This is a genomic window from Chryseobacterium sp. 22458, from assembly GCF_052044975.1.
In the GTDB taxonomy this organism is placed as follows: Bacteria; Bacteroidota; Bacteroidia; order Flavobacteriales; family Weeksellaceae; genus Chryseobacterium.
The window spans coordinates 624,212-640,121 of record NZ_JBQEOA010000003.1 but is presented as its reverse complement, the minus strand read 5'-3'; the positions used below and the strand labels follow the sequence as shown (position 1 = coordinate 640,121).

General features: G+C 37.4%; 17 protein-coding genes. 2 read left to right on the top strand and 15 right to left on the bottom strand.

Annotated elements, in window-relative coordinates; all coding sequences use genetic code 11:
* The first annotated feature begins 74 nt into the window (after positions 1 to 74).
* Positions 75 to 572 (top strand): DinB family protein, encoded by a 498-nt coding sequence (locus tag ACTJJF_RS13870; RefSeq protein WP_312297569.1) that lies wholly within the window; start codon positions 75 to 77, stop codon positions 570 to 572.
* 115 nt (positions 573 to 687) lie between these two features.
* On the opposite strand, the gene ACTJJF_RS13865 is transcribed toward ACTJJF_RS13870, so the two are convergent.
* On the bottom strand, positions 688 to 3,399 hold the full coding sequence (locus tag ACTJJF_RS13865; protein WP_440700025.1) for a hypothetical protein: 2,712 nt from the start codon (positions 3,397 to 3,399) through the stop codon (positions 688 to 690).
* 650 nt (positions 3,400 to 4,049) lie between these two features.
* Between ACTJJF_RS13865 and ACTJJF_RS13860 the strand changes: the two genes are divergently transcribed.
* Entirely contained in the window at positions 4,050 to 4,931 is an 882-nt protein-coding gene (locus ACTJJF_RS13860; protein ID WP_312297566.1) for a cupin-like domain-containing protein, read from the top strand.
* Positions 4,932 to 4,991: 60 nt separating this feature from the next.
* Here ACTJJF_RS13860 and ACTJJF_RS13855 read toward each other — a convergent pair whose 3' ends face one another.
* The 14 genes from ACTJJF_RS13855 to ACTJJF_RS13790 all read right to left on the bottom strand — a co-directional run bounded on the left by ACTJJF_RS13855 (position 4,992) and on the right by ACTJJF_RS13790 (position 15,910).
* Positions 4,992 to 6,716 carry a hypothetical protein gene (locus tag ACTJJF_RS13855; protein WP_440700076.1) on the bottom strand — a complete coding sequence of 575 codons (1,725 nt, stop codon included), beginning with the start codon at positions 6,714 to 6,716 and terminating at the stop codon, positions 4,992 to 4,994.
* A 103-nt stretch (positions 6,717 to 6,819) separates the two neighbouring features.
* A complete protein-coding gene (locus ACTJJF_RS13850; RefSeq protein WP_440700024.1) occupies positions 6,820 to 7,077 on the bottom strand; it encodes a hypothetical protein in 258 nt (85 codons plus the stop codon).
* Between the two features lie 102 nt (positions 7,078 to 7,179).
* On the bottom strand, positions 7,180 to 7,938 hold the full coding sequence (locus ACTJJF_RS13845; protein ID WP_440700023.1) for a metallophosphoesterase: 759 nt from the start codon (positions 7,936 to 7,938) through the stop codon (positions 7,180 to 7,182).
* Between the two features lie 31 nt (positions 7,939 to 7,969).
* Positions 7,970 to 8,512: an RNA 2'-phosphotransferase gene (locus tag ACTJJF_RS13840; RefSeq protein ID WP_440700022.1), complete on the bottom strand. Its 543-nt coding sequence runs from the start codon at positions 8,510 to 8,512 to the stop codon at positions 7,970 to 7,972.
* A 241-nt stretch (positions 8,513 to 8,753) separates the two neighbouring features.
* Positions 8,754 to 9,230 carry a hypothetical protein gene (locus ACTJJF_RS13835; RefSeq protein ID WP_440700021.1) on the bottom strand — a complete coding sequence of 159 codons (477 nt, stop codon included), beginning with the start codon at positions 9,228 to 9,230 and terminating at the stop codon, positions 8,754 to 8,756.
* Positions 9,218 to 10,174, bottom strand: a complete 957-nt coding sequence (locus tag ACTJJF_RS13830; RefSeq protein WP_440700020.1) for an ADP-ribosylglycohydrolase family protein — start codon at positions 10,172 to 10,174, stop codon at positions 9,218 to 9,220. Before ACTJJF_RS13830 ends, ACTJJF_RS13835 begins: the two co-directional genes overlap by 13 nt.
* A complete protein-coding gene (locus ACTJJF_RS13825; RefSeq protein WP_440700019.1) occupies positions 10,174 to 10,860 on the bottom strand; it encodes an SIR2 family NAD-dependent protein deacylase in 687 nt (228 codons plus the stop codon). Before ACTJJF_RS13825 ends, ACTJJF_RS13830 begins: the two co-directional genes overlap by 1 nt.
* A 47-nt stretch (positions 10,861 to 10,907) precedes the next feature.
* Complete coding sequence (locus ACTJJF_RS13820) at positions 10,908 to 11,429, bottom strand: O-acetyl-ADP-ribose deacetylase (protein ID WP_440700018.1); 522 nt, start codon at positions 11,427 to 11,429, stop codon at positions 10,908 to 10,910.
* Positions 11,430 to 11,465: 36 nt separating this feature from the next.
* Positions 11,466 to 12,101, bottom strand: a complete 636-nt coding sequence (locus tag ACTJJF_RS13815) for a DUF4291 domain-containing protein (RefSeq protein WP_440700017.1) — start codon at positions 12,099 to 12,101, stop codon at positions 11,466 to 11,468.
* Entirely contained in the window at positions 12,098 to 12,913 is an 816-nt protein-coding gene (locus ACTJJF_RS13810) for a TIGR02452 family protein (RefSeq protein WP_440700016.1), read from the bottom strand. Before ACTJJF_RS13810 ends, ACTJJF_RS13815 begins: the two co-directional genes overlap by 4 nt.
* On the bottom strand, positions 12,903 to 13,331 hold the full coding sequence (locus tag ACTJJF_RS13805) for an ADP-ribosylation/crystallin J1 (protein ID WP_312297551.1): 429 nt from the start codon (positions 13,329 to 13,331) through the stop codon (positions 12,903 to 12,905). The genes ACTJJF_RS13810 and ACTJJF_RS13805 overlap by 11 nt, the downstream gene beginning before the upstream one ends.
* A gap of 11 nt (positions 13,332 to 13,342) precedes the next feature.
* Entirely contained in the window at positions 13,343 to 13,819 is a 477-nt protein-coding gene (locus ACTJJF_RS13800; RefSeq protein ID WP_440700015.1) for a macro domain-containing protein, read from the bottom strand.
* Between the two features lie 69 nt (positions 13,820 to 13,888).
* The gene (locus tag ACTJJF_RS13795; RefSeq protein WP_440700014.1) at positions 13,889 to 14,971 is read right to left on the bottom strand and encodes an adenylosuccinate synthetase; all 1,083 of its coding nucleotides are present in this window, start codon (positions 14,969 to 14,971) and stop codon (positions 13,889 to 13,891) included.
* Between the two features lie 84 nt (positions 14,972 to 15,055).
* Entirely contained in the window at positions 15,056 to 15,910 is an 855-nt protein-coding gene (locus ACTJJF_RS13790) for a hypothetical protein (RefSeq protein WP_440700013.1), read from the bottom strand.

Sequence of the window (15,910 nt, the reverse complement as noted above, 5' to 3'; positions counted from 1 at the left end):
AAAAATTATGATTCCGTTAAAACATTTTCGATTTGTAAAACCTTACCTTTAAGTTTCTAAAAAAACAAATTAATATGGACACCTTATCCCAATTTAAAAATGAACTTGAAGCCGAGTATCAGACTACCAGAAAGTTTTTTGAAGCTTATCCGGAAGGGAAGAATGAGTATGCCCCCCATGAGAAAAGCATGAAAATGCTGCCGCTTTCAACTCATATTGCGGAGATCTTTGAATGGCCCAACACCATGCTCAGCACTTCTGAACTTGATTTTGCCAACAATGATAACCAGCGTAAACAATTATCTACAAGAGAAGATCTTCTGCAGGCCCTTGACCAGAACTTCAAAGCCGGAAAAGAAGCATTGGAAAATGCTCAGGAGAATGATCTGAATAATACCTGGGCCTTAAAACATAATGGCCATGAACTGGCCAAATGGACCAAATATGAATCTATACGGCATGCGCTGAACCAGATTACCCATCACAGGGCGCAATTAGGAGTATACTACCGTTTGAATGACATTCCTTTGCCGGGAAGTTATGGGCCGTCTGCTGATTATCAGGGTTTTTAACGTACTTAAAAGGATGGAAGCTGCAAGCATGAGCTAGAAGTTTTTAATCCCGGTTTAAATCTATATCAATATTATATCTCAACAAAAAACCAATCCGTCGGGATTGGTTTTTATATTATTTAAAGTTGAATTTTACGGTAAACATAACCTGGCTAGGGCGAAGCTGCATTGTTGTTTGTGTAATTGTTGCATCGCCTACATTTATTCTTTCAAATACTTTTCTGTCTGCAATATTCATCCATTTCAATTCAAAATCCACTTTTTTCTTGGCCCAACTGAATTGATAGGAAACATCAAAAAAGCCATTGTTTAATTTTGTCTGTCCTAGTTTTGAGTTAATCTGATCCCAATAAAAACCAAAAGTGTGATTTTCTAAAGGATAGAAAAATACATTCAGATTATGGGTATAACTTTCCGTTTTTCCAAGATCATTCTGAATGATTCCGTTACTTTGTTTGTTCCAGGATTTTGTCATATTGAAATCAATACTCATCCATGAGAAATAGGTATTATTGAATTTAAATCCTAAAGTATTTCCTGTTGTTTTTGTATTAATATCCTGATCATTTCTTCTTGATTGTGATTTTGAACCTGTATCATTAAACGTTAATGAAGCATTCGTTTTGAATTTCGGGAAATACTTTCCGATCTCTGCATAAAAACTGTTGCTGGTTCTTTTATTTTCACTTTCGATGTATTCAATAACACTGAAGCCTAATTCATTGACTGCACTTGAGGCTAATAAATTATTTTTTGCATCGCTCAGTCTATATCCTAAATTGAAAAACAGATTATTTAACGGGTTTCTGTATTCTAATCTTACTCCTCCGTTCTTTGTATTGGTTTCAGGAATCGGATTGCTAGGATTCATCACATTAAATCCTCCGGGGCTTGTCAGAATATATCCTGCATAAGCCGTCTGAATGTCTCCGAAGTTATTGCTGATTCCACCACTCATACTTGCTTTAAAAAATGAAGCGAATGAATACTGCACAAAAATATTAGGAGTAAATGTTACTTTATTCAGAGATTTTGAAACATTTCTGAAGGCATCTTCAGCTTTGATACTGTTGAAGTTCACTGGAAAGCTTGAATAGAGGCTCCATGATTCAGATTTATAATTAATACCCACTGAAGCATTTGGATTAATTCTCGTAAACTTCAAATCATTTTCGTAAGCTAAGCTTGTAAAATCTGGGGAATTAGTTACTGTAGTTCCGTCAAAATTGGTATTCAGTTGGTCTGATGAGAAATCAAATCCTACCTGCGGTGTAAATGTCCATCCTTTTGAAGAAAAACTGATGTTGGCAGAATGTGATGTATCTAAAGATTTAATTCTGAAATATTGGTAAGCAGTACTTCCCGGTGTAAAATCTATTGTTTTAATAGGACCTTTAAGCGAATCCCTGTAAGGAAACTGCAGATAGTTTGCCGGGGTAATTTCTAATGTCTGTCTGTCATCCTGATAGCTGACATAAGATTTAAAGTTAACCATTTTTTCTTTCCATGGAATAATCGTGCTTAAAGAGTTCTGGAAAGAGGAAGTAGGAGATTCTAATGCTTCTTTTCCCAATCTGTATCCCGTTTTATCGTTTCTTTCTGCAAAAGCCCGGTCTGCATTCCAAAATTGAGAAAAAGTAGTAGTATTTTTGAAAAACCCCTTTTTGGCATTTTTAGTAAATATTAATTCTCCTTTCAGCTTATCTGTATAAAAATTGTTCAGGAATCTTGTACTGTATTGTGTTCCTTGCTGGATATCTCTTGTTATGCTGTTTGATTCTCTTTCTACCGCATTATTGGTGTAGTTGGCATTGGCCTTAAGCTCCCATTCTTTTTTCTTATCAATATTGGTAAGATAATTGGCAGACAGATAATGTACGCTGTTCATCAGGTATCTTTTTACAGGAAGGTCCGGTGTGCTTGCATTCTCTACATTCAACCAGTTATTTTGTGATATATTGCTTCTTCTTCCTTCCCATGAGCTTCCAAAAGCAAGAATGTTCCCTTCATTTTCCACCTGCTCACCCATGTTATTGGTTTTATAATTGACTACCCATTGGCTTTTCTGTCCGAAAAACATAGGGGTCAATTTTACATTCCAAAGCCATGGATCCCCGAAACCTGTTCCCACTTCTCCTCTACCCGTCATGGTTACGGAGTTTTTCAGCTTAATATTGATGGCTGCCTGATCTGATGGCACTTTATCCTGAAGGATTTTCACAGGCTGGTGGTTCTCCAGGACTTCTACTTTCTGTACGGCATCTTTTGGAAGGGAATTGTTAATGGTTCCATAGCCTCCTTCCATCAGGTCTTTTCCATTAACATAGAATTTATTGATCGCATTTCCCTGATAAAGAATACTTCCGTCTTTATTAACTTCAATTCCCGGAATTTTTTTCATGACATCCGCCAGAGTTCTGTCATTTTTGTTGTTGAATGCTTTCAGATCATAGGAAATTGTATCTCCTCTCGCTGTGATCATTTTGGTTTTCAGCTGTACTTCCTTTATTTCTGTAGCTTCAGACTGCATTTTAAAATTCAGGGTCTGATCGCTGTTGCTGATTTGTTTGGTAAGGGGTTTCTGATTGAATGCTTTTACCTTAAGGTCTACATTGGCTTCTCCGGAGGTAAAGGTTACTTTATATTCACCTTTTGAATTGGTAATTCCATAGGCAAGGATAGCGTCTTTACCCGGCTCTTCAATCGTAACACTGGCACTGGGTATTGCGATCCCGTCATCATCAGTGATTTTTCCCGAAACGGTTTTCTGTGCAAAAGTGAGCACGGTGAAAAAAAGCATCAGAAATAAGGAAATCTTCTTTTTCATACTTATTATTTGTTCAATTAGTTAATCATTATGGTTTTTCGTTACAGTTTTTTAAAAAGATATGTTTTGCAGGCGAAGGTTAAATCTTATCACTAAAATAATCGTTATAAGTTTTCGAAACTGTGCTATTAAGAAAGCTATCAGAAGCACTCATTGGAGGAAATATTATCGTGAAAAAGGGATTACGCCATTATAACAACAGCTTTAATAAAAATTTAAAATATCAGTAATTTAATTTCATTGAAGAAAAATGAAATTATTTTTATTTATGAAAAATTTTTCTAAAGACAGTCAATTTTTAAAATTAAAATTTGAATTATATCTCTATGCTTCGAAATAAAATAAGATATTCACTACATATTATTAATTTTATCAACTATATATTGATTTTATCTATTAAATAAAAATAATATATTCGTATCAGAATGGATTATCATTCATCTAATTTGTGTTTTTGCCCTGTAAGTCTATTACAGGGTATTTTGTTTTTATCTGTATAATAAAAGCCCATCTTTATTCCATAAATAGCAATATCTATATTTTTATTTAGACTAAGTAATAAAATCTGATTTGAATCATAGATTAAAAAAAAATTAAACAGCGGGTTTGTAAATATTTATTTAATAATTTTGTAACATAAATTTATTAAAATGGGAATTATTTTAAAGCCTATAGATGTTGTAGATGAAATCTCTAAAGAAGAATTCTACGAAAAATATCTGAAGCCAAGAAGGCCCGTTGTCATCAAAAATATGGCAAAAAAATGGCCTGCTTACCAAAAATGGACGATGGAATACATGAAGGAGGTTGTAGGAGATGTGGAGGTCCCGTTATATGACAGCTCAAAAGCAGATCCATCTGCTCCCATCAATGCTTCTGCAGCCAAAATGAAGTTTGGAGATTATATAGATCTTATACAGCGGGAGCCTACTGATCTTAGAATATTCCTTTTCGATCCTATAAAATATGCGCCAAAACTTCTGGAAGATTATATTTCACCTAAAGAACTGATGGGAGGTTTTCTTGACAAATACCCTAATATGTTCTTCGGAGGAAAAGGTTCGGTAACGTTCCTTCATTTTGATATTGATATGGCTCATATTTTCCATACTCATTTCAACGGAAGAAAGCATATTCTTCTTTTTGACTATAAATGGAGAGAAAGATTATACCAGATTCCTTATGCAACGTATGCACTGGAAGACTATGATATTGAAAACCCGGATTTCACAAAATTCCCGGCTCTGGATGGGGTGGAAGGAATTGAATGTTACCTGGAACACGGGGATACTCTGTTTATGCCAACCGGATGGTGGCACTGGATGAAATATCTGGACGGAAGCTTCTCCATCTCTCTGAGAGCATGGGACAAATCTTGGGCGGTAAAAGCGCACTCTTTATGGAACCTGACCGTACAGCGTAAGTTTGATGACATTATGAAGTCTAATTTCAGAAAGAAATATATGGACTGGAAAGAGAAAGTAGCCATTAAAAGAGCAGAAATTGCCTTGAAAAGAGGTTTACCAAAATAATATAAAAAAGACGTTTCCTCCGAAACGTCTTTTTTAGTTTAAATACTCATTTTCAAAACATTACAAGACCCTGTATACAGGATACTGCCTGAATGTTTTTTCTTCAAAATAGGGGGAATGCCTGTAGATCCAGTCTAACTGGGCTTCTCCGCTATCGGACAGTTTTCTATCTGATTTTTTTACCGCTTCAAAGGCATCTTTCAGTTTTTTATCATTTTTCAGCAGTTCTGCCGCTGTATCTTCAAATATATAAGCTGAATAATATTCTTTCTGTGCCAGAATTCCATCAAAAAAATTCCAGTTAAAGAAAGAGTCTAATGCTTCAGGTTCAAGGGTTTCAATAATATACTTCACACCAGGCTGATCAGTAGAAACCAGATAATCCCCTGCTGAAAAAGTTTGATTTCTGCTGGAAGCGTCCACTGTAGTTTCATAATGCAGATAATGGCCTTCATAGGGATTTTTTACCGTTTTAAAATCTTTGATCTTATAAGACTCTACAGCCAGCGTACTGTCTTTCTGAATGGGCTTCATCAGGATTTTGTTCCGTCTGAACTCTTCAATGACACGGTATTGTGACTGAGGAATGACATAATATTTCGGAATGGTAATGTATCCCGTAGGAACTGCTGTAGTAAAGAGTTTTATATTTTTCGTGAAAGGTTTGTTTCTGTCGTAATAGAGCCTTGGTTTTCCGGAAACCTCACTCGGTTTGTATTTGCCTTCATAGCCCTTAAAATCCATGATTGAATACTTTGTAGAGTCTATCTTCCAGCGAATTCCGTACTGCTTCCCTGCCTGATATTGCTTTAGGTTCTCAAGACGGAGCTGTTTTATTTTATTATAATCCTTATCTAAATTCTGAAGGTTTACCAGCATGTATTTGTAAGTGGCATCTACTCTTTTATCATAAGGTTTCAGCATATGGGTTTCCGGAACGGTTCCTAAAGAATTGAAAAGAGAAGCATATCCTGTGGAATATCTCGGGGAATCTTCAAATGCAGCAAAACCAACCTCAGGAACGTCTCCGTGAATGTTTACGTAAGGAGTACTTTCATACCCCAGTTTCTCCATATCTTTAAGGTTTTTAGCCTGATAATCGTTATAAAAATAAGTGCCTAAAGTATTTCCCAGACGTTCTTTAAAGGTAGAAATATAGGTAAATGTATATTGATAATCTGCTCCGTTACTGACATGGTTATCAATGAAAACATCCGGTTTCAGCCATTGGTAAATTTCCTGAAAGCTTCTGGCGTTTTTAGAATCTGCTTTTATAAAATCTCTGTTCAGATCATAATTTCGGGCATTTCCTCTGAAGCCGTATTGCTCAGGTCCGTTCTGGTTGGCTCTGGAATGTGCTCCTCTGTTCAGCATTCCGCTGACATTATAAGCAGAAATGGCAGCGATGATAAAATTCTGTGGGGTTTTGATCTTTTGGGTTGCCAGATCACGAATCAGCATCATGGTTGCATCAATTCCATCCGGTTCTCCGGGATGAATTCCGTTATTGACAAAAAGAATGGCCTTACTTTTTCTAAGTTTTTCCAGGTCTTTTTCAGGAAACGGATTGTAAACGACTACATAAATAGGTTTGCCGTTGTCATCCTCTCCCTTTTTAAGGTATTGAACTGATGGAAATTTTTTGGCAAGATCCTGATAATAGGTATTCATTTCGTTATAGGTAACCGTCTGATTACCGTTTCCTTTTTCAAAAGGAGTCTGAAATGATTTCTGGGCCCATAATAATGATGAACTTAGAACAAACAGGAGATATTTCAATTTCATTGCTGACATAATTTTCGGGATTTAAAATTAGTCAATATGATCCTGTCAAAAAAGGAAAACGTAAAAAATACTTGCGGATTTATCTCAGATTATTCCGGTTTCATTAAAGATTTCTTTCCTTAATTTCCTTATTAATTAACCCTAAATTGATCATTAAAGGCACAAATGTAGCCGGCATTGCAATAAACGGAATAAATGCAGCAAAGGGAATATCTTTAGCCCCTTTCATAGCAATCAAAACAATAAATGTTACGATTCCTAGTAAAAAGACTATCCCGAAGCCTATTAAGACTCCTTTGAATGTATTCTTCTTCTTGATCAGGTCTTCGTTGGTTAGTTCCTGGTAGATATTTTTCTTCATTACGGTAATAGCTTTTGGCAAATATAGAATGTTTTGATCAAAAAATGGTCACAAAAAATAAAAGCCTCATAAATCACAAAATCTTATTAGGCCTTGTATATTCTATAATCTGTTTTTAGGTTTTACCAGATCATTATTTCTTCCTTTTTCATCAGGATATAAGAGAGGAAGCGGATCGCTTTGCCAGTATTCTTTGGTACTGACATCCATTATGGAAAGTGAGCCGGTAAAAGCAGCACCCGTATCCATATTCCAGATATTAGCTTTATTGACGGGTGTTTTGATCCCAAGATATAAAGTTGGGGTATGCCCGATGAATATTTCGTTATACAGCAATAATCTTTTGGGATATAATTCTGAATTTTTCTTCAGTTTTGGGTCCATTGCCACAGCAGTTTCCCAAAGGGTCCTGTCCCAGTGATAATTGCTGGAATAGACCTCTTTTTCAGGCCCGTGCATGGAAGAGTATCCTGCATGAATAAACAGGCGGTTTTCTTCATCCACATAATAATTTTTCATTCTTTGAAAAAACTCAAGATGAATCTCAAGTTCTTCCAGGGAATAATCATCATAGCTTTCTACAGTACTTTTTCCACCATTGAAAAGCCATACATCCGGGCTATTTCCGAAGCCCAGCCAATCTTCGGTCCAGGCATCATGATTTCCTTTAATGAATATGCATTCCTGATTTCCGGAAACTTCTATCAGAAATCTGATGACCTGTGAGGATTCACTCCAGCCGTCAACAAAATCTCCGAGGAAGATCAGCTTATCTTCATGAGTTACTTCTGCTCTTTCAAAAACCTGCTGTAAGGCCTTTAGCCCTCCGTGAATGTCTCCTATTACTAATGTCCTGCTCATTAGATGGTAAGTTTAAGAAATTCTTTCCAGACTATTTCGAAATATATTTTGCATCTACAAAATCCGTCAGCCATACTCCGTTTGCAGATTGGTAGAATTCAATTCCGTCTTCATGCATTTTACCGGTTCTGATGGTCAGAATCACAGGCTTACCGTGTCTCATGCCTACCTTCGTAGCAGTTTCTTTATCAGCACTTAAGTGCACATGCTGACGGGTTCTTTTTTCAATTCCATTTTCCAGTATGGAAGCGATATTGGTTTCTGCTGTTCCATGGTACAGAAAGTCTGGCGGCTGCAGTGTTTCCAGGGCAAGGTCTATAGCAATAGAATGCCCCTGGCTGGCTCTGATCATGGTTTTGTCTTCATTGAAGGCAAATCTTTTCTTATTATTGGTTTCTACCACCTCATCCAATTCTGCTGAAGTAAAATATACTCTTCTTGTGGCTGATCTTGCTCTGAGATCTTCTACATCAGCCCAACCGTTTTCATCCAGTTTTAAGCCGATAGTTTCCGGTTGATGCCGCAAAATAAGGCTTAAAAATTTGCTTATTTTTTTCTTTTCTATTTCGTTCATAGTTTGTGTTTTAATTTTTCAATAAGATGTCTGACTGTGAAATAATCCCGGCTTAACTGATCATAAACCGATCTTTCACCGTTGGATATTCCTGCCAGAATTCTTTTCTGTTCATAATAAAGCTAAAAATTTTTCTTCTTTGCTCTCTTTTTTATCTGCCGGATCTAAGTACTCTCTGATAACCTCATCATCAAGATGATAAGCATTAGCATGACGTCTTCCAGCTGATATTATTTTTTAATTAACAATTATAATATTCCGGAAGAACGGTTACTGATACTCCGGTTGTCTGCCTTATCTCATCGGCATATTTCTCAAAAGTAAAGTCAGATATCTCATAGGATGTTCCATTTAATAAGCATAATGACATCCAGGAATATCCCGCTCCTTTTGCAGGCAGCACATTCTGAATTTCAAAACCCTTGATCTCACTTAACACAAATAACTTGCTTCTTTCCATACATGAGTAACCCAGCAAATCATTTTTTTCATCTACCCACAGTAGAGTGCCATGATTTAAAATTTTCAATATTTCATCCGGTGTTTTGAACAAATATTCTTCTGACCTTTTTACTCTGTTTTCTTCAATCATCACATACTTGTCAACTTCAATTTTACCGTTATATATGGGTAAGTTATCTTCAGGAATTTTTGTAGTCAGATCTGAATTGGCTTTTCCTGAAAATAGACTTGCTATTGCTTTTATTAAAAATCCCATCCGTCTCTGTTATAGCTATTGTTCAGTTTTTCGCATAATGTTTCAATATCATTTTTTCTCACCAGCACATTTACCCATTCCCGGGGAATATTTTCATAGCCGTAATATATTCCGGCAATTCCTCCCGTAATGGCTGCTGTTGTATCTGTATCTTCTCCGAGGTTTACGGCTTTCAAAACGGCTTCTGAGTAGCTTTCCGAGTTGAGAAAACACCATGAGGAAGCTTCTAAACTGTGAAGGACATAACCCCCACTTTTGATTTCATCTTCAGGATATCCGGAAATATCATTCTTTAAAATCCTGTTGAAAAGCTCAACTTCTTTTGAGTTAAAACTCTGAATTTCTGCATATTCCAAAACTGTCTTTTGCATATACAAATAAGCCTCTTTTTTACTTTTTCCTTTGATCAGCTGAATGGCAAAAACCACATAGATAAAACAGGCAAAAACAGACCTGAAATGACCGTGTGTAATTGATGAAACTTCCTTCACCGTAAGATAGAGTTTCTGAATATCATTTTCATTTTCTAGATAAAAAGCAAGGGGAAGAATCCTCATGAGAGAACCGTTCCCATTGTCTTCTTCAAAAATATTTCCTGAAAATCTGGCGCTCTCCCCTTTAATCAGTCTTGCAATGGAATGTCTTGTTGTTCCTCCAATATCGAAAAGCCTTCCATGAGCTGTCCAATGCCCATCTTTTACCCATTTTACAAAGCTTTGTCCGATTTTTTCCAGATCATATTCTTTGGAAAGTTCTTCAGCCAGGCAAAGAGTAAGCGAACTGTCGTCACTCCAGGTTCCTTTGGGCTGATTCCAGGACATGTATTCCAGCATTTTTGTTACCGGAAAACGTTTTAAATCTTCTCTTTTTTTGAACTCTACCGGAACACCAAGGGCGTCTCCTATGCACACTCCCATGATTCCTGCTTTTACTTTATTTTCCATCAGGCAAGATTGACCAGTTTATCGAATAATAATTTCATTCCCTCCGTAGCGGTTTCTTTCATCACTACTGCCCGCTGTCCATAGCCAAATCCTGTTTCGTTAGGATTGATCACAATCAAAAGACAATCGTCTTTGATATCATGGATGAGTCCGGCAGCTGGATATACCTGCAGGGAAGTCCCGATTACCAAAAGGATATCCGAATCTTTTACGATTTCTCTTGCAGTCTGATATAAAGGAACGTCTTCGCCGAACCAAACGATGAATGGTCTTAGCTGGGCTCCATCTTCAGCTTTATCTCCAATTTTAATATCGCCTTTCTGATCATAAATCAGACTTTTATTGTTGCATGAGCATGACTTGAACAATTCACCGTGGATGTGAAGAATGTTTGTAGAACCGGCTCTCTCATGAAGGTCGTCGATATTTTGGGTAATGATCTGTACGTCAAAATGTTTTTCCAGTTCTGCCAATAATCTGTGGGCATCGTTGGGTTCTACCTCGTGAAGCTGGCGTCTTCTCTGGTTGTAAAATTCAAGGACCAGGGCTCTGTCTTTTCTCCATCCTTCCGGACTTGCCACATCTGTCACATTATGATTTTCCCAAAGACCGTCTCCGTCTCTGAAGGTTTGGATTCCGCTTTCTGCGCTGATTCCTGCGCCGCTTAATATGGTTAGTTTTTTCATTGGTTTAAATTTTGTTTTGTACGCTTAGCTTTATAATGCACGAGGTTTTACTCCTTAAAAGGATGCTTTAAAAGCTTTTTATAAATTTCTACATTTTCATCATCAAAACATACAAAAATAACTTTCTCTATGCTAACTGCCTGAAATTTTCTGACTTCATCCACAGCAATTCTTCCGGCTATTTCTTTGGGAAATTTATAGATTCCCGTACTGATGTTTGGAAAAGCTATTGTTCTTATTCCCAGACCATCTGCCAGTGCTAATGAATTGACATAACAGTCAGATAAGAGTTTTGAACCTCTTTCTTCATCACCATTCCAGACAGGTCCTACGGTATGAATTACATATTTTGCCGGAAGGTTTCCTGCTGTGGTTACTACAGCTTCTCCAGTATTGCATTTACCCTGTCTGTTTCTGATGGCTCTGCATTCTTCCAGGATTTTCATTCCTCCTGCTCTATGAATTGCTCCGTCTACACCACCTCCACCTAATAAGGAAGAATTGGCAGCATTGACAACAGCGTCCACATGAATTTTTGTAATATCGCCCTGTATTAATTCAATTTCCATAAAACTGACTGTTTTTCCAAAAACGTTTATCATTTTTCATTGTATTCTCAGTTTTTTATTGAGATTTACATTATCAAATAACAACGGCTTTTCTGCCGGAATCATCAGATTATCCAGATCATTATTCAGTACAAACTGGTATTGTTCTCTCACAAAATCTGAAATGTTTTCAATTAATATCAGATCATCTTTAGCAAAAGATCTGATAAAATCACCCCGTAAACCGATCTGTATAGCTCTTCGCTCCAATTTATTTCCAAAGGGATCATGATCCGGATCCCACTGAAGTCTGACAGACGATTCTTTGACCTGATCCTGCCATTCTTTTCTGGAAATTCCCAGTTTTTCATTGTAAGAGGAATAAACACTACTTTCCAGATATTTTTTGAAAGCATCAAGCTTTATATGTATTGCCAGTACGCATTCCTGCCCTTCTTTTTTTCCCCATCCGTTCCGGTACATCATCCAAAGAAAGTTGGGCTTTATCCATGTCATTCTTTCCAGGCTGAAATCCCCGCCAAAATATTGGTTTTTAACAGCAAACTCTCCTATTCTTTTTTTATAGGACTGATAAACAATGATCTTCTCATCATCATATTGTGCCATGATATGATATCCTTTTTCAGGCCAACTCTCCAACTGTTCTTTATATTTTTTTAAATTAATTTTCATTGTATTTCTTCGAACGGCTTCAGCATCTCTTCTTTTTTGGTAAGAACAGCGAAAACCACTCTTTTAAATTTGTTCTTATATTTCCCCTGAAGGTATTTTTTAAACAGTCCTGCAATCTCTTTGGGATCATTTCTGAAGACTCCGCAGCCCCAGGCTCCTAAAATCAGCACCTCATTTCCCTGATGTAAAGCCAAAGAAAGCATCTTATCTGTCCTTATATCCATTGCATTCAGTATTTCACCGGCTCTTTCCGGTTCCTGCTTCTTTACAACTCCTGCGTTTACTGCCGGAGAAGTGATGAAATTACATAAAACGGGTTTGCTAAGCAATTCTCCTTTATCTTTCCTGAACACAGGAACTTTAGGGCTGTAAATCATGTTATCCGTATAAAAACATGACTCCATATTCCGGTGAATGGTATAGTAATCCCAGGCCTGAAGCAAGCTTTCATGCAGTCCGGAAGTTCTGGCCAGACTTTCTTCCTGCGCTTCTGCTCCGTTGATGAATCCCCCGCCCGGATTTTTTGCCGAAGCAAAATTCAGGCACATGAGTTTTTCCTGGTTTTCTTCTTCTGTCAATTCTAAAATGGCTTTCAGTGAGCTGCATTTCCAGGTTTCAAACTGTGTTTCAAAATCAGTTTCCGGCATTGTGGCTTCAGTCATTTCAGAAAGCTGCTCCGGTGAATACAGAACGGTTCCTTTTTTACAGGCTTCCAGTTCGTTTTCTATATATATTGTTTCGTTCTGTTCGTTGATATAATATTCTCTGGCCAGGATATCCAATGTATCTTTCGCCATTCCTTTATTGGTCATTGTTAGTTTTTTTATATTTTAATAATAGTTTTTCAACCTCATCATTTGCCGGCTTTTTAAATTCTTTTCCGATAAATACTTTGATCACCTCAACTTTCCCTACAATAGCAGCATTAAATGTTTCCAGCTCTTCGGAAGGAACCCACAATTCGTTATGATTTCTTGCTCCTACATTCTGAGCAGGATATTGGTTGGCCACCTCTTCCAAAACGTCAAACTGCGTTACAAAACCGAGATAGTTCCCGAATTCATCCCGGGTATTCCACTTTTCTGCGATCTCAGAGGCATACTCTTCATTGAGAACAGGATAAAAAATCGGCTGCCACTCTAATCTTGGTGGAAATTTCTTAAATCCGTTTTCTATGATCAGAAGCATTTCTTTTTCGCCTACCGGTCTGTAAAGTCTTGTTGTTTTCATTGTTTTATAGTTTAATCAAAATCATATACATATACCTCAACGTTATTTTTCAGCAATGTTTTTTCTATGATGGGTTCTATTTTCTCCCATTTTCCTCCTGCCAATCCGCATCCGATTCTTGGCATATGAACACTGGCATTAAGTTCCGAAGCCTCTTTAGCTAATGTTTCCAGGCATTTTTCGATTGCTTCATATCGTACAGGAACTCCGTTGCTTCCGGTTTTTATTCCCTTTTGCCCAATCATATTGGCAACATAAGTGTATTTTTCTACCTGTACTGTCTGAACTTCGCCCAAAGCAAAATTATTTTCACTTCTGAAACGGTGCCATTTCCTGTATTCTTTTTCCGGGGTTTCCCATCTTTTGGAAACTGCCAGTACAAAGCCTTTTCCCCAACCTCCAATGTCATTACAGATATGGGCTATTATTTTTGTTCCTTTTGCCTGTGGGGATGTGGCATCTCCTTTTAAATATTGTATCGTTGTCATTGTGTATCTTTTTATTTCATTATCAATATCAGCATTCTCATTCCCACTCTAAATATAAAATTAATCCCTTTATCTGTGGCTATTAAAAAGCTTTTTAAAATCTTCTGACCGGGGAGAAAAAGATCCGTAAACGGTATCAAATTCTGTGTTCAGTTTTCCGGGATCAAATTTTTCATCGGTCTGATCCAGACAGGTTATCACCAGGTTTTTTTTTGCGGGATAACTATAAGCTGCATCAAGTTTCAAGGCATAATTCAGGAGGTCATAATCCAGTGTTCCCAACCTGAGCTCTTTCTGATATTCATTAAAGGTACAGGTTTCCTCTTCATTATTTTTAAGGTCTATTTCCTTTTCATTACTCATCCATCCGTTTCCATGGCGGGTTGCATAGCTTCTGGTCACATAATAGATTTCAATATCTTCAATTTTTAAAAATCTGCATACTTCACAGGCATTTTTCGATGTTGTGTGCGCATAGGTTACGTTGGGAAAAATTCCATGATCCATATCCAGTAAAATTCCCTGACTGCCTTCAAAAATGAGGTGATCAAATGAATTCAGGAAGGCGTAATCATCTATATTCCATTCTATTTTATCAATCGCATTAAAAAAATCCTGCAATAGTTCTCTGATCTCATTTTCATCTGCAAAACCATAATAATAAGCAATTCCTTTCAGTTTTTCGATCAGCATTTCTCTGGGAGCGATCAGATCTGCAGCGAATAGTTTATAAGGGCTTTCATGCCTTTTCATCGTAGCTCCTATCCCTTTCCCACATGTCCCGTGTTCCAGATTTCTGGTGTTTGTTCTGTTTTGCCAGACATCAAAAGGAGTTGTTACTTTGGCCAGCGGATGAATATGCAGCTCAATATTTCCTTTTTTTTCTTTTAATTCCTTCTGTTCATTCAAAAGAAAAACAGGGTGAATAGTGCAATGCTCGGTAAAATAAGAAGGTAGGCCCCGAAGTGCGCCGCTTGCAAAGCTGGAATGAACATGTTTCCTATCCTCAATCATCACGGTATGCGCTGCCTGCTGACCTCCTGAAAACCGGATCACAACAGACTGAGGATTTTGCCGGGCCAGAAAATCAGTAGTGATTCCTTTTCCTTCATCACCAAAACCAAGTCCTATAACAATTTGGGCCTTTTTCATCTTTTCTTTTTTATTTGTTTAACTTTTATCTTCTATTCACCTTTTGTTTTTCAAAGGAATATTGTTTTTTGCTGCTATCTGATCCTATAGCATCTGAACATTATCCAATCCTCTGTTTTCTGATATTCCAGAAGTTTTGTTTTTGAACGTATCACAGATAATATTTTTAATCACATCAGGAATTTCCCTGTGGTCTTCTATGGATATACAATTCTGGCCTAATAATTCTTTCCAGCCTTTATCTGCTCTAATTGCCTGATCTGAATGTAAGACACTGATGTGGTATATTTCGTATTTTTTCTTTGCTTCCTCCAGCAGTTCATAATGAGTATAGGTTTGCTGTCCGGTTCCCATAATTTCTCTGATGGCTGAAGCAGGAAGAGTTTTCAGGCAGGGCTCGTCGCCTACGGTAAACAATAATCCTTTTTGTTTTCTTTTTTCAAAAGCATCGGTTCTTGTATGAAAAGCGGCAAAATACCAGGCTAAAAGATAGCTTTCTCCGGCATTTCCACCTCCTCCGGATTCTATATACGTCCGGGTAAGCCACATATCCAGTTCTTCATCACCGGATTCGAACTGCCCTACCTGTAACGGATACCCGTCGCATTCATGATCTCCAATTCCCAGGAACAGAAGGGCCGGATCCGGAACTCCTCCCTGGATGATCCCTCCCATAAGTTTAGGTAGACCTTCTCTGATCAGTTCATGGGGAATATGTCCCATGCTTCCCGTCACATCCAGTCCCAGAATAATGGGAACTGAATAAGGATGCACTTCGGAGTCTCTTGATTCCCTGAAAGCAATACCATTCGGATTCATTGATTCGTGGGCCATCCTTTTTGCATTCTGGGTGAAAATTTCACCTGCGGATTTTGTTCCGTAACCTGCTTTACTTGCTCTGCTGTAACGAGCGTCTATATCGTATCTTGTGCTTCCCAT